This is a genomic window from Alicyclobacillus fructus (genome assembly GCF_017329605.1).
Classification (GTDB): Bacteria; Bacillota; Bacilli; order Alicyclobacillales; family Alicyclobacillaceae; genus Alicyclobacillus; species Alicyclobacillus fructus.
The window spans coordinates 102507-116275 of the sequence record NZ_JAFMTY010000005.1 but is presented as its reverse complement, the minus strand read 5'-3'; the positions used below and the strand labels follow the sequence as shown (position 1 = coordinate 116275).

General features: G+C 63.1%; 13 protein-coding genes and 1 other annotated feature. Of the genes, 12 read left to right on the top strand and 1 reads right to left on the bottom strand.

Annotated features, from left to right (window positions below; translation table 11 throughout):
* Positions 1-42 precede the first annotated feature (42 nt).
* The 12 genes from J3481_RS04015 to sigK all read left to right on the top strand — a co-directional run bounded on the left by J3481_RS04015 (position 43) and on the right by sigK (position 13124).
* Positions 43-1626: a class I adenylate-forming enzyme family protein gene (locus J3481_RS04015; protein WP_206830933.1), complete on the top strand. Its 1584-nt coding sequence runs from the start codon at positions 43-45 to the stop codon at positions 1624-1626.
* A 108-nt stretch (positions 1627-1734) separates the two neighbouring features.
* Positions 1735-3078 carry a replication-associated recombination protein A gene (locus tag J3481_RS04010; RefSeq protein ID WP_206830932.1) on the top strand — a complete coding sequence of 448 codons (1344 nt, stop codon included), beginning with the start codon at positions 1735-1737 and terminating at the stop codon, positions 3076-3078.
* Complete coding sequence (cymR, locus tag J3481_RS04005) at positions 3011-3421, top strand: cysteine metabolism transcriptional regulator CymR (protein ID WP_012811313.1); 411 nt, start codon at positions 3011-3013, stop codon at positions 3419-3421. Before J3481_RS04010 ends, cymR begins: the two co-directional genes overlap by 68 nt.
* A gap of 17 nt (positions 3422-3438) precedes the next feature.
* The gene (locus tag J3481_RS04000) at positions 3439-4584 is read left to right on the top strand and encodes a cysteine desulfurase family protein (RefSeq protein ID WP_206830931.1); all 1146 of its coding nucleotides are present in this window, start codon (positions 3439-3441) and stop codon (positions 4582-4584) included.
* Between the two features lie 228 nt (positions 4585-4812).
* Complete coding sequence (locus tag J3481_RS03995) at positions 4813-5004, top strand: hypothetical protein (RefSeq protein ID WP_008341386.1); 192 nt, start codon at positions 4813-4815, stop codon at positions 5002-5004.
* A 255-nt stretch (positions 5005-5259) separates the two neighbouring features.
* Positions 5260-6324, top strand: a complete 1065-nt coding sequence (locus tag J3481_RS03990; RefSeq protein ID WP_206830930.1) for an AI-2E family transporter — start codon at positions 5260-5262, stop codon at positions 6322-6324.
* A 36-nt stretch (positions 6325-6360) separates the two neighbouring features.
* Positions 6361-6570 (top strand) — a binding site (T-box leader).
* Positions 6571-6639: 69 nt separating this feature from the next.
* The gene (gene alaS / locus J3481_RS03985) at positions 6640-9279 is read left to right on the top strand and encodes an alanine--tRNA ligase (protein WP_206830929.1); all 2640 of its coding nucleotides are present in this window, start codon (positions 6640-6642) and stop codon (positions 9277-9279) included.
* A gap of 59 nt (positions 9280-9338) precedes the next feature.
* Positions 9339-9614 carry an IreB family regulatory phosphoprotein gene (locus J3481_RS03980; protein WP_407929316.1) on the top strand — a complete coding sequence of 92 codons (276 nt, stop codon included), beginning with the start codon at positions 9339-9341 and terminating at the stop codon, positions 9612-9614.
* Positions 9604-10041, top strand: a complete 438-nt coding sequence (gene ruvX / locus J3481_RS03975; RefSeq protein WP_206830928.1) for a Holliday junction resolvase RuvX — start codon at positions 9604-9606, stop codon at positions 10039-10041. The genes J3481_RS03980 and ruvX overlap by 11 nt, the downstream gene beginning before the upstream one ends.
* A gap of 18 nt (positions 10042-10059) precedes the next feature.
* Positions 10060-11145 carry an endolytic transglycosylase MltG gene (gene mltG, locus J3481_RS03970; protein WP_206830927.1) on the top strand — a complete coding sequence of 362 codons (1086 nt, stop codon included), beginning with the start codon at positions 10060-10062 and terminating at the stop codon, positions 11143-11145.
* An 81-nt stretch (positions 11146-11226) separates the two neighbouring features.
* Positions 11227-12216 (top strand): hypothetical protein, encoded by a 990-nt coding sequence (locus J3481_RS03965; protein ID WP_206830926.1) that lies wholly within the window; start codon positions 11227-11229, stop codon positions 12214-12216.
* A 188-nt stretch (positions 12217-12404) separates the two neighbouring features.
* Positions 12405-13124, top strand: a complete 720-nt coding sequence (gene sigK / locus J3481_RS03960) for an RNA polymerase sporulation sigma factor SigK (protein ID WP_206830925.1) — start codon at positions 12405-12407, stop codon at positions 13122-13124.
* A gap of 27 nt (positions 13125-13151) precedes the next feature.
* On the opposite strand, the gene J3481_RS03955 is transcribed toward sigK, so the two are convergent.
* On the bottom strand, positions 13152-13646 hold the full coding sequence (locus J3481_RS03955) for a hypothetical protein (protein ID WP_206830924.1): 495 nt from the start codon (positions 13644-13646) through the stop codon (positions 13152-13154).
* Positions 13647-13769 lie beyond the last annotated feature (123 nt).

The window sequence follows — 13769 nt, the reverse complement described above, 5'->3', positions numbered from 1 at the left end:
AAGGACTCCATTCTTGAGACCATGAAATGAGGGTGAGGTCCGATGCCATCCCTGCACGAATGGCTGCATCTGCACGCGCTGTCGCGCCCGTCGCATCCCGCGGTGCACTTCCTCGGTGCCACCATCACGTACGGCGAACTGGATGCGTACGCATCCGCCATGGCGGCGCTTCTCGCGGATCTTGGACTTGGGCGCGGTGACGCGATCGCCCTGGATATGCCGAACATGCCTCAGTTCATCATCGCCAAATTCGGAGCGGAGCGACTCGGTGTCGCGGTGTCTCCCATCAGCCCGCTCGCGAAGGAGTGGGAAGTGGAGTACCAGCTTCAGGACCTGGGGGCGAAGCTCGTGATTTGCGACGAAGATCGGTTGGAAATGGCGAGCGCAGTCTGCGAGCGGCTAGGCATTTCGCACATCTTGTTCGCGTCGATGTCGGACTTTTCTGGCGAACCGTTGGGGGCAGAGGCTGAGCGGAAGCCCATTGCCCCTGGCGATGCGCTCATGCCTCACCTTCGGGCCCGCCTGGGGCGCTCTGCCCAGGCGCCGACGAGTCCGGACGACACGTGCCTCATCATGTACACGTCGGGATCGACGGGCATGCCCAAGGGCGCCATGTTGACCTACGCCAACGCCGCCTATAAGGCCGATGCCGTGGTCGCGGCGTCCGGGTTGACCGAAGAAGACGTCGTGCTCGGCGTGATGCCGCTCTGCCACATTGCGGGTCTCCTGATGGGCGCCTGCGCGACCGTCCGGGCCGGGGCCGCGCTCGCTCTTCTGCCAAAGTTTGAACCCGAACTTGCGATGGAGGCCATTCAGCGAACGCGTGTCACGGTGATGTACACGGTGACCCCCATGAATCTCGCGATCATGCAGCATTCCCGCGCGGGAGACATCGATTTTTCGAGCCTGAGGTTAAATCCATGCACGAGCTTTGGCGTGCCTGTGACCGAGCGCGTGGCGGCCGATTGGAAAGCGCTTACGGGAGCGCCGCTGTACGAGGCCGCCTACGGGCTCACGGAGACCCACACCGCGGACACGCAGATGCCGCTCGAGGACATCCGTTACGGGACGCATGGCAAACCGATTCCGGGGACGCAGATTCGCATCGCGCCACTCGACGACCCCATGGGCGAAGTGGGGCCGGGCGAAGAGGGCGAAATCTGGATTCGGAGTCCGGGCGTCATGAAGGGATATCTCCGCCGAGAGGAGGCCACGCGGGAAGCGCTTCAGGGCGGGTGGCTTCGCACGGGAGACATCGGCCTCGTGGACGAAGACGGATATCTCGTGTTCCGGGGGCGCAAGAAGGAGATGATCAAATGTTCGGGCTACAGCGTGTTTCCCGAGGAGGTCGAGCATTGGCTGTCCCGGCATGAGGCCATCCGCCAGGTGGCGGTCATCGGGGTGCCAGACCCGCAGAAGGGCGAGGTGGTCAAGGCATTTGTGGTTCTGGAACCGTCGTATGTCGGCAGAGTGACGGAGGCGGACATCATCGCGTGGAGTCGCGAAAAGATAGCGCATTACAAGTGCCCACGTCAGATCGAGTTTCGCGAGACCTTGCCGGCTACGGGGACCGGCAAGATCTTGCGCAGGGCGCTTGCAGAGGAGGAGGCTGCGAAGCGCAGATGAACGCGGGATCGACCTCTTCCTCCTTCCCCTCCGCGCACAAACCATGTATAATCGTTAAAAGTTGAGTGGACGACTAGGAATTGTGCAGCCTTTGTGAGGCGACACCGCATGGATCTGTTTACCCTTGCCTCGGAGCATGAAGCCGAGCGGGAAGCGCCGCTCGCTTATCGGATGAGGCCGAGATCGCTCGACGAGATGGTGGGCCACGAGAAACTCGTCGGCCGCGACGGGATTTTGCGCAAGATGATCGAGCGAGATCGCCTGATGTCCATCATTTTGTACGGACCGCCCGGCACCGGCAAGACCACCATTGCGGAAGTCATCGCGCGCCAGACCAAGGCGCGATTCATTCCGCTGAATGCGGTGACGTCGGGGATTGCCGACGTGCGAAAGGCCGTCGAGACGGCGCGCGAAGAGCGGGATTTGTACAGCCGACGCACCGTGGTTTTTTTGGACGAGATTCATCGGTTCAACAAGAGCCAGCAGGACGCGCTGTTGCCGCACGTCGAGGCGGGGCTCATTTCGCTCGTCGGCGCCACGACGGAAAACCCGTATTTCGACGTGAACGCGGCGCTGTTGTCGCGATCGCACGTGTTTCGCCTTGAGCCGCTTTCGGCGGAGGACATCGGGCGGCTCGTGGACATGGCCATCGCGGACGAGGAGCGCGGGCTCGGCCGGATGCGCGTGCGGCTCCATCCAGATGCCCGGCGGGTGCTCACCCTGCAGGCGCGAGGAGATGCCCGCCGCGCCCTGAATCTGCTCGAGCTCGCGGCGTTTGCGGCAAGAGTGGGGCCCGATGGAGAAACGGAGATCGGAGTCGCGGAAGTCGAGGCGGCGCTTGAGGCCTCAGGCGGCCCTCGCTACGATCGCGCAGGCGACGACCACTACGACACCATTTCGGCGTTCATCAAATCGGTGCGCGGGTCGGACGTGAACGCGGCGATGCTCTGGCTCGCCAAGATGCTCGAGGGCGGCGAAGATCCCGCGTTTATTGCGCGCAGGCTGATGATCCTCGCCGCGGAAGATGTGGGCATGGCGGACCCAAGCGCGCTCACCGTCGCGGTGAGCGGCTGGCAGGCTGCGATGGCCATCGGCATGCCGGAGGCGCGCATTGTGCTCGCGGAGGTGACCGCGTATCTCGCCAAAGCGCCGAAATCGAATCACGCGTACGTGGCCATCAACCGGGCCCTCGAAGATGTTCGGTCCGGCCTGCCGCTCGAGGTGCCTCTCCATCTGCGGAGCACCGCGTACAAGGGCGCGAAGGCCCTTGGACATGGGGAAGGATACCTGTATCCGCACGACTATCCGGGCCATCATGTCGAGCAGAACTATTGGCCCATCGGCGTCGAGCCGCGCGTGTACTACCGGGAAGGAGACGATGACCGTGAAGATCTCGACAAAGGGCCGCTACGGCCTGATGCTTCTGGTCGATCTCGCCGAACAGCAGAGTGACCAACCCATCTCCCTCAAGTCGATCGCCGAGCGCAACAACCTGTCCGAGCACTACCTCGAACAGTTGATCGCGCCCCTGCGCAACGGCGGCTTCGTCCGCAGCATCCGCGGCGCCTACGGCGGCTACGTGCTCGCGAGGCATCCGCGCGAGATCGTCATCGAAGACGTGCTGCTCGCGCTCGAAGGGCCCATCACCATTGTCGACGAGGAGATCGACGACGGGTTGCAGGTGTTGTGGGACAGGCTGAGGGAAGCCATCCACGACGTGCTTTCCTCCATGACGCTTCAGGATTTGGTCGAACTGCGGCAGGGGTCTTCGCAGGGCTACATGTACTACATCTGAGCCGCGGGGTGGACCGGATGATTTACCTGGACAACGCCGCAACGACTCCCCTTCTGCCCGCGGCCCGCGCGGCCATGGAGCGCTACCTCGGCGACGCGTACGGCAATCCGTCGAGCTTGCACCGGTTGGGGCGCGACGCCCGGCAAGCCGTCGAGGCGGCGCGTCGTTTCTTTGCCGATTGGCTCGGCGTCTCTCCGCGCGATCTCGCCTTCACAAGCGGCGGCACCGAATCCAACAATCTCGCCCTCTATGGCGCGTATCTCGCGCAACAGCCTCGCCGGAGGCACGTGGTGACCACCGCCGTCGAACACCACGCCGTCCTTGAGGCCGTGGATCGGCTGCGGCTTTTCGGTGCCGACGTGACGCTCGTCCCGGTGGATTCGGAAGGCCGCGTCCATCCGGATGACGTTCTCCGCGCGCTCCGCCCGGACACGGCGATCGTGAGCGTGATGTTCGTCAACAACGAGGTCGGCACCGTGGAGCCGGTCGCCGAGATCGCCCGGCTTGTGAAGGCGGCGGATCCGGCCGTTGTCGTGCACAGCGACATGGTGCAGGCGCTGCCCGTCCTGCGCGTGGGGCTCGAGGACATCGGAGTCGATCTCGCCTCCTTCTCCGCGCACAAGGTGCATGGTCCGAAGGGCGTCGGCCTCCTTTATGTGCGATCCGGCACGCCCTTTGTGGCACTGGCTGCCGGCGGGAACCAGGAGCACAGGCTTCGGGCGGGGACCGAATCGGTCGCGGGCATCGCGGGCTTTCACGCGGCGATGGCCGAGATCGCAAGCCAATGGGACGCGCACAGGGCGCACCTCGCGGCGCTTCGCGATGCGCTGTGGAGCGCCGTCGCATCGCTGAACGGGTCGTACCGCAACAGCCCGGCCGATGCTGTGCCCTCGATTCTCAACGTCGGCTTCCGCGGGATTCGCAACGACATTCTCCTCATGCGGCTGGATTTGGAGGGGGTGGCGGCGAGCGCAGGTGCGGCGTGCAGCGCGGGGAGCCTGGAACCGAGCCATGTGCTTCGCGCCATGGGCCGCGAGCGGGAAGCGCGCGAATCCATCCGCCTGAGTTTCGCCTGGCAAAACACCATGGAAGAAATTGATGAGGCGGCGGGTGTTTTGTCGAAGGTCGTCGGCTCATTGCGATCACGTTTCACAAATTCGTGACATTTGACCGTCCGTGCGGAGGTTCTTTTCCTGTTTTTGCATTGCAATGCGCTGTGGATAGGCGTAGCATGAGTCACGGAATCTCGGTGGATGGATATTTCGAAACCTGAAATTTGGTTTTGGCTTTATTGTCCGTGGTTAGACTGTTGGCAGGTTTCGAAATTTCATCCAGAGAGATGGGGCGTGCCGCAGTGCGCCTTCCAAGGGCGAGAAGGGAGGACCTACGTCATGCGGTGTCCGAGTTGCACAAGCCGAGACGTCGGTAAAATTGGTGCCAACCAATACTACTGCTGGAATTGCTTCGCCGAGTTCAACGTGTCCGGCGATGAGGTGCGCATTTACGAAGTGGCTGAGGACGGATCGCTCATCGTCGTGGATCAGACGAATCATGCGGACGTCGAGTTTGGCACAGGGGCCTGAGGCTTCGGCGGGTCAACGGCACCTTCGATAGAACGGTTTTCAGAGACATCCATAAGACGAGAGATCGACATCGACGAGGACGGTTGATGATTGGGCAAGGAGCGGCAAAGAGCCGCTTCTTTTTTATTAGGCATCCATGGCCAAGCCAGTCCTCAGCGCCGTTCGGGTCTTCGGCATGAAAATAATGGAACGCGATTTTGCATATACTCTGCGGTAGACCCTTGTCCGGCGTTGCCGCAGAGGGAGGAGACCGCTTTGCCAACGGGACGTTACGCCCGCACCATGATGTCCATCGCGCTCACGCTCACATGCATCTATCTGGTCGGGCTCTTGCGCAGCCTGTTTCTCGATATCTGGGGCGTGTTGTCGAGCCTGTTCTACACCTTTCTCGCGTCGCTCATCATCACGTACATCCTGCAGCCAGCGGTGGATGTCCTGCACCGGCGCCGCGTCCCGCGATCCGCGGCCATCCTCATCATCTACGCGGTCATCGCCGCGATTCTGGCCGTGGTTGTGCTGAACCTGATTCCCGTCATTTCCCGGCAAATCGCGCAACTGTCGAGCAGCCTGCCGGCCATCACCGCGGAGATCAGCCGCTGGATCGACATGATCAACAGCAGGAAGACCTATCTCCCGAACGCGGTCCGGACCGGCATCGAGAACGCGCTCAACCAACTGGAGCATCGCGTCGAGGTCGCACCGACGGGACTGTTCTCCGTCGTGACGAGCACCATCAACGCCATCTTCATGGCCTTCGTGGTGCCCTTTCTCGTCTTTTATATGTTGAAAGACGCAAAGGCCATCGGACGGGGCATCGTGCACATGGCGCCCGCCAAGCACAAGCGCCGGGTCCGTTTGGTCCTGAGGGCCATCGACGACACGCTCGGCGGTTACGTGCGCGGCCAGTTCCTCATCATGCTCGCGGTCGGGCTCCTGTCGTTCATCGGTTATCTCATCATCCGGCTTCCTTACGCACTGCTCCTGGGAGCGTTTCTCGGGTTTGCGGACATCATTCCCTATCTCGGGCCCATCATTGGAATTGCGCCGGCGGTGATCATCGCGCTCACGACTGCCGGATGGCCGATGCTCATCAAGGTCGTGATCGTCAACATCGCGGTGCAGCAGATTGAGGGAAATATCTTGTCCCCGCAGATCATGGGCCGGACGCTGCACCTCCACCCGATGGCGATTGTGGCGGCCCTCATTGTGGGAGGGGAAGCGGGCGGCATCGTGGGGCTGGTGTTGGCGGTGCCGGCACTTGCGGTCTGCAAGGTGGTGTGGACCCAGTGGCGCGAAGCGCGCTCCCATGCCGCGCATTGACAGGGCCTGTCGCGCCCGATACAATCAAGAATCGACGACAAAGCGATGCGGAAGCCAAGTAGAATCGGGGCGCCTTGCTCAGAGAGGGCGGCCTTCGGCTGCGAGCTGCCTCAAGGCAACCGGTTCGAAGCCACTTCCAAGCGCGTGTGGCAAAGCACGCCGGGTGTGCCCGTTACAGCGCCAGAGGCGACAGGCTCGGACGAGCCTGTAAGCAGGGTGGTACCGCGGGAAACTCCCGTCCCTGATTGTGGGGCGGGGGTTTTTCGTGCAGGAGGACACAGCCGAAGTGCGATGCGTCGGAGGAGGATGTTGCGCATGAAATCGCTCACGGGACAAGAAATTCGCCGCGCCTTCAAGCAGTTTTTCGCCGAGCGCGGCCACATGGTGCTGCCGAGCTTCCCGCTCGTGCCGAAGGATGATCCGACCCTGCTTTGGATCAACGCGGGCATGGCGCCCCTGAAGCCGTATTTCGACGGACGGGAGATCCCCGAGGTGCCGCGCATCGTGGACGCCCAGAAGTGCATTCGCACGAACGACATCGAGGAAGTCGGCCACACGGCGCGCCACCAGACGTTCTTTGAAATGCTCGGCAACTTCTCGTTCGGCGACTACTTTAAGCTCGAGGCCATCACCTGGGCATGGGAGTTCCTCACCCAGGTTCTCGAACTCGATCCGGACCGCATCTCGGTCACCATCCACGAGGAAGACGACGAGGCGTTCGAGGTGTGGCACCACAGGGTGGGATTGCCCGCTTCGCGCATCTACCGCGGCAAGGAGGACAATTTCTGGGAGATCGGCGAAGGCCCGTGCGGCCCATGTTCCGAGATCTTCTACGATCGCGGCGAGGCGTTCGGCTGTGGCTCGCCGGATTGCAAGCCGGGCTGTGACTGCGATCGGTTCCTGGAGATTTGGAACCTCGTGTTCACACAGTTCAACAAGAACGCGGACGGATCGTACTCACCGCTGCCGAAGAAGAACATCGACACCGGCTCGGGGCTCGAGCGGCTCGCGAGCATTCTCCAGGACGTGCCGAACAACTTCGAGACGGATTTGTTCAAGCCGATCATCGACCGCGCCGCGCAAATCGCCGGGCGCCCGTACGGTCAATCGGCTGAGGACGACGTCCACCTCAAGATCATCGCCGATCACGTCCGCACGGTGACGTTCGCCATTGGCGATGGGGTGCTGCCGTCCAACGAAGGACGCGGGTACGTCATCCGCCGGCTCCTGCGCCGCGCGGTCCGGAGCGGTCGAAAACTGGGCGTGGAGCGCCCGTTCCTGCACGAGCTTGTCGCCGTGGTCGATCAGATTATGGGCGACGATTATCCCGAGGTGCGCGAGAAGCGGGCGCTCATCGAGCGCGTGGTCAAAACCGAGGAGGAGCGGTTCCTGCAGACGCTGGCCGCCGGCGAGGAGCTTCTGAACCGCACCATCGAGGAGATGAAGGCGCGCGGCGAGACCGTGTTGTCGGGCGAGGCGGCGTTCCGGCTCTACGACACCTACGGCTTCCCCATCGATCTCACCGTCGAGATCGCGCGCGAGTCAGGCATCTCGGTGGACCGGGAGGGATTCGAGCGAGAGCTTGAGGAGCAGCGGGCGCGTGCGCGCGAAGCCCGCCAGGTGGCGGAAGGCATGCAGAGCCAGCGCGGCGCCCTGGAGCATTTCACGGAGCCGTCTCGATTTGTCGGTTACGACGAACTCACGGTGGACGCGACCATCATCGGGCTGTTCCAGGACGGCGATCGCGTCGACGGGCTCGCCATTGGCGACGAGGGCCAGGTCATCCTGGATGTGACGCCTTTCTACGCGGAGAGCGGCGGGCAGGTGGGCGATCGCGGCGAAATCGTCGGTGCCAACGGGAAGGCGGAGGTGCTCGACGTCCAGAAGGCGCCGCACGGCCAGCACGTCATGCGGGTGCGCGTGGTCGACGGGTCGCTCTTCCAGGGCGACAGCGTTCGCGCGCACGTGAACGAGGACTTCCGGCGCGACATCGTCAAGAACCACACCGCGACGCACCTGTTGCACAAGGCGCTGCGCGACGTCCTCGGGACGCACGTGGCGCAGGCCGGATCGCTCGTCGAGCCGGAGCGCCTGCGGTTTGACTTCTCTCACTTCGGCCCGCTCACGGACGAGGAATTGGCGGAGGTGGAGCGGCGCGTGAACGACGAGATCTGGCGCGATCACGCCGTCCACATCCGCGAGATGGATCTGGACGAGGCCAAGGCGATGGGCGCCATGGCGCTGTTTGGCGAGAAGTACGGCCAGCGGGTGCGCGTTGTGCAGGCGGGAGAGAGCATCGAGCTCTGTGGCGGCTGTCACGTGCCGCGGACGGGCGTCATTGGGCAATTTCTCATCACCTCCGAGACGGGCATCGCGAGCGGCACGCGGCGCATTGAGGCGGTCACCGGCCGCCACGCGTATCGGCTGGCGCGCGAGCGAGAAGAGCGCCTGCGCCAGGTGGCGGATGCGCTGAAGACGAACGTCGGCACCGTGGTGGAGCGCGCACAGCGCATGGTGCAGGAGATGCGGGAACTCGAGCGCGAACTCGAGTCGGCCAAGGCGCGCCTCGCCCACGCGCGCGTGGACGAGCTCGTCGCAAACGTCGAGTCGGTGGCGGGTGTGCCCGTCATTCGCGCCGCGCTGTCCGATCTCGACATGGACGGACTGCGCCAGCTGGTGGATGAGATCAAGGCGCGGGTCGATTCCGCCGTCGTGGTGCTGGGGTCCGCTCACCGCGGCAAGGTGCAATTTGTCGCCTATGTGTCGAAGGACTGGCAGGCGCGCGGATTCCACGCGGGCGAGATCGTCAAACAGGTGGCCGCGGTCACGGGTGGCGGCGGCGGCGGGCGCCCGGATATGGCGCAGGCCGGTGGCCGCGACGCGAGCAAGCTGGCGGAGGCCATCAAGAAGGTGGAGGAAATTCTCGAGCAGGCCGCAGGAAATCGGGCGCACTGACTCGAAAGTAAGGTCGATCGACTTTTGGCGTCGGCAGACGCCCGAGCGAGGTGCGGGCATTGGGACAAGAGTTTGACAGCACGATGCGATTTGCGTCGAAGTCAGGCAATCCCGAGGTTCGGCGCGCGTTTCAGATTGCGTACCGCGCCCTGAAGGAAAAGGGCTACAATCCCGTGTACCAGATTGCGGGCTACTTGATTTCGGGCGATCCGGCCTACATCACGAGCCACATGGACGCGCGCAACACCATCCGGCGCATCGAGCGGGACGACCTCATCGAGGAGCTTGTGCGGGCGTACGCCGCACTGTACGGCGATGCGGACGATGGCCGTTGACTTCGGCGAGCGGCGCATTGGCGTCGCCTTGTCGGATCCGACGGGGCTCATCGCGCAGCCCTACGGTTTCGTGGAGCGCCAATCGGACCGGCAGGCGGCAGACGACGTCGCGGCCATCGCTTTGCGGGAAGAGGTGGGGAGAATCGTCGTCGGGCGGCCGCTCCACATGTCGGGGCAGCCGTCCGAGATGACCTTGCGCGCGGAGAAGTTTGCGCGCATGCTGGCGGCGCGCACGGGGCTGCCGGTCGATCTGTACGACGAGCGGCTGACCACGGTGAGTGCGGAGCGTATCCTCATGGAGCAGAACATGAGGCGCAAGCAGCGCCGCGCGGCCGTGGACGCCGCCGCCGCACAGGTGTTGCTCGAGGATTACCTGCGATCCCGCCGAAGGGCGGATCGCCGTCAGGACGACGAGTCTGAAGGCTGAACGTTGGAAGGTGACCGTATGTCGAACCAGCCATCAAGCGCGAGGCGTCGCGCCGCATGGATCGGCCTTGCCGCCGTCGCGCTTGTGGTCGTGGTCGTGGCGAGTGTCGGCGTGTGGTTTCGTGAGGCGCTGCGCCCCGTGGGGCTCGGGGCGTCGGAGAAGCGGTTCGAGGTCAAGGCCGGCGACTCGGTGGCTGCCGTGGCCGAGCGGCTGAAGGCGATGGGGCTGATTCGGAGCAGCGCGGCGTTCATGTGGTATGCGCGCTTGCGCGGGGACAAGGCGATTTTGGCCGGCACGTATGAGCTGTCGGCAAGTGAGTCGACGCCCGAGATCTATCGACAGATGACCTCGGGCGAGACGGTTCCCAACGTGGTCAACGTGACCATTCCGCCGGGCTATGACATGGTGGACATCGCGGCGCGGCTCGCACAGGATGGGGTCTGCGGCCAAGCGGCGTTTCTGAAGGCCGCGCAGGCGGACGACTATCATCAAGCCTTTTTAAAGCAGCTTGCGGGGCGGCGCGATGTCCGCTATCGCCTCGAGGGATACCTGTTCCCGGACACGTATCAGTTTTACCGCAACGAAAATCCCGTCGACGTGGTCAACGAGATGTTGAACGACTTTGCCGCCCGCGTGCTCACACCGGCGAATGAAGCGGCCATGCGGGCCGACAAGCTCACGCTGAACGAGGTCGTCACGGAAGCCTCTCTTGTGGAAAACGAGGCCGAGGTGGCATCGGAACGGCCGTTGATCGCGAGCGTGATCGAGAACCGGTTGAAGCTCGGCATGCCATTGCAGATCGATGCCACGGTGGATTACGCGATAGGGCATCACCTGACGGTCGTCACGGATGCCGACATCCTCGACGCGCGGAATCGGTACAACACGTATTTGTACGGCGGGTTGCCGCCGGGCCCCATCTGCAGCCCGAGTCTCGCCAGTATTGAGGCGGTGCTTCATCCGGCGCACACGAAGTATCTCTACTATGTGGCCAAAGGCAACGGAACCGGGGAACATTACTTCGCGGAGACGTACAGCCAGCAGTTGCACAACGAGGCGCTGCGAGAGGAGAACCTGAAGCGGAGGGCTGGGCAAACGAAGTGATAGGGCAGACATCGCCCGTCGCTTGCCAATCGAGCGCCGCGCTGTGTGGTGTAGAGAACTCGCCTCTGTTATCATGGTCGCATGAAGAGGAAGAAACTTCTGGACATCTCTCGTCAAGTGCGGGCGGACCTTCGAAGGACGTGGACGGACTGGACGCACTGGGTTCCGCGCAGTGTTGCGGCTCTGGCGATTTTGGTCGTCTTTCTGCCGCTCGCGCACGGCCCTCTTGTCATTCGCCTGTATTATGAGGCCATGGTACTGGCGGAAGCTGCCGTGGTGCTCGTTCTCAGCGGGCGCGCGGGCCACCGTCTCGCGCCCTATGTGAGTATCGCCGCGATGCTGGCGTGCCTTGGTCTCCTATTTGTCGGCGACACGCCGCCAAACCACGCGATGGACCTTTTATGGCCCATCTTGGGGTACGTCGCCGCCGTGCTGCGTCCGCACGACGTGGCCAACACCGTGCTGTACGTGATCCTCGGGCTGTCGTTGGTGCTCACCACCCGTCTCACGCCCGTGGAAGCCGCCATCGCGGGTTTTGCCATTGTGATGCTGTATTTCGGCGTCCGCGCAGGACGATTGCTCGCCGAAGCGCGGCGGCGCGAACACGCGTGGAAGCAGTTCGCGTCGCTCGGTTGGCGCCAGTTGCGAGACGAGATCGAGCAGGTGCTTGGGCGGGCTGACGGCGGAGACTGTGCTGGACAAGAGGATGCTCTGCCTCGAGAGACCGAGCGGCTCATGCCAGGCGTTCCGTGCGATGTGCGCGAAGAGCGCGCGTTTTCCGCCGAGGAACGGGCATGGATGATCGCCATGCTCCGCTTTGTGTGCCTGGCCGCGGCGATGTCCGGCCGAATGCCGGATCGCGTGGAGATCAGAGGCTTGGACGGCGAATTTGAATTCCACCTTGTGTATGACCGTGCGGGTCCAGCGCGCGAACGCATGCTCGAGAGATTCGATTGGTTGACGGTGTGGAATGGAAACCTGAGCTTTGAAGAAGAGGATGCCGCGCTTCGCGCGGTGGTTCGGATACCCGCGCGTGAGCCTTTTGGGGACATGGAAGTGACCAAATCGTGAAAGGCGTCGCTCCCGTTTACGATCTCTCGAATTTCTTGAGCTTCGCCCGCCGTACGGTCGATCCGTCCAGAACGGTTCTGTATCGCATTCGGTCCCTGCGCAATGTCCCCCTTTCCCGCACGTGACAGTTTTCCTGTCCCCTCCGCATAAAGCTTAGATGCAATGCATCCAGGGTGGAGGTGGACCACGTGCCCGGCTTGCTCACGCTGTTGGCGCTCGTGTTCAAGGACGTCTCTCTTTTTGTCTCGTACGTCAAGCAGGGCGCTTTTCCTCACCCGCTGAGCCCTGAGGAGGAGGAGCGCGCGATTCGCGACTACCTCGCGGGCGATGCCGGCGCTCGCAATCGGCTCATCGAGCACAACCTGCGCCTGGTGGCCCATTTGGCCAAGAAATACGAGTCGTCCGGCGAAGAGATGGACGATCTCATCTCCATCGGCACCATCGGGCTCATCAAGGCGGTCGAGAGCTATCGACCCGACAAGGGCACGAAACTCGCGACCTACGCCGCACGCTGCATCGAAAACGAAATCCTCATGTACCTGCGCAGCAACAAGAAACATCGCCGTGACGCTTTCCTGTCCGATCCCGTCGGCACCGACAAGGACGGCAACGAGATGACGCTCGCGGATCTTCTGGGCTCCGATCCGGACGACGTGATCGACGCCGTGGATATGTCGTGGGAGAAGCAGAAGATGTTCGAGTGCCTGCCGCTTCTCGCGCCGCGCGAGCGGGAGGTGCTGTGCAAGCGGTTTGGACTGCCCGACGGCGAGGAGCGGACCCAGCGGGAGATCGCGAAAGAACTGGGCATTTCGCGCAGCTATGTTTCGCGCATTGAGCAAAAGGCCATCGTGAAACTGTACGAAAACATGCGCCAGCGAAAACGGGCCGGTTCTGGTGCAGACGCGTAGGCTAGGCCCGCCAGACTTCGGCGGGCTTCACCTATGTGCCGCGAGGATGTGCTCAAACGGGAGGACGAAGACCGAACGGTGTTGCGACGCCCATTCACTCGGGGACGGCGCGTAGATGAGGAGCACCCGGCGATGCTCGTCATCCGCACGGAATGCTTCGGTCAGTTGGCCGAGATACGGCTGGATGGCTTCTTCGTACGCCATGTGCGCCGGTTGCCACCACTCTGCGAACAGAGTCCACGCGGATGCAAAGGCTTCATGTCCCATCGGCGAGTCGGTGAACAGAAGGCGCAGCGGATCTTCCAATCCCGCGAGACAGCGGCTATCCACCTTGGCCACGCCCAGCCGGTCAATTTGCTCTAACTCCTGTTGCCAAACGCGCGCAAAGCGCTCTAGCGCGTCCGAATGGACATCGCGCGCGTCTTGAGATCCAGGAATCTGGGAATCTGCGCGGAGCCGCCATACGTACAGGATGAAATTGAGGTTGGCGGGAAACGCATAGGTCACGGTCCACGTGGACATCTTCTCCACCTCCGCGAGTGAAGCGGACAAGCCGCCGCCATAGAACATCGCACCGCGCGGGAGCGCATCCCTGGCGTCGGTATCTACGCGTATGGTATCATATCCAACTGTTATCGAAGCGCG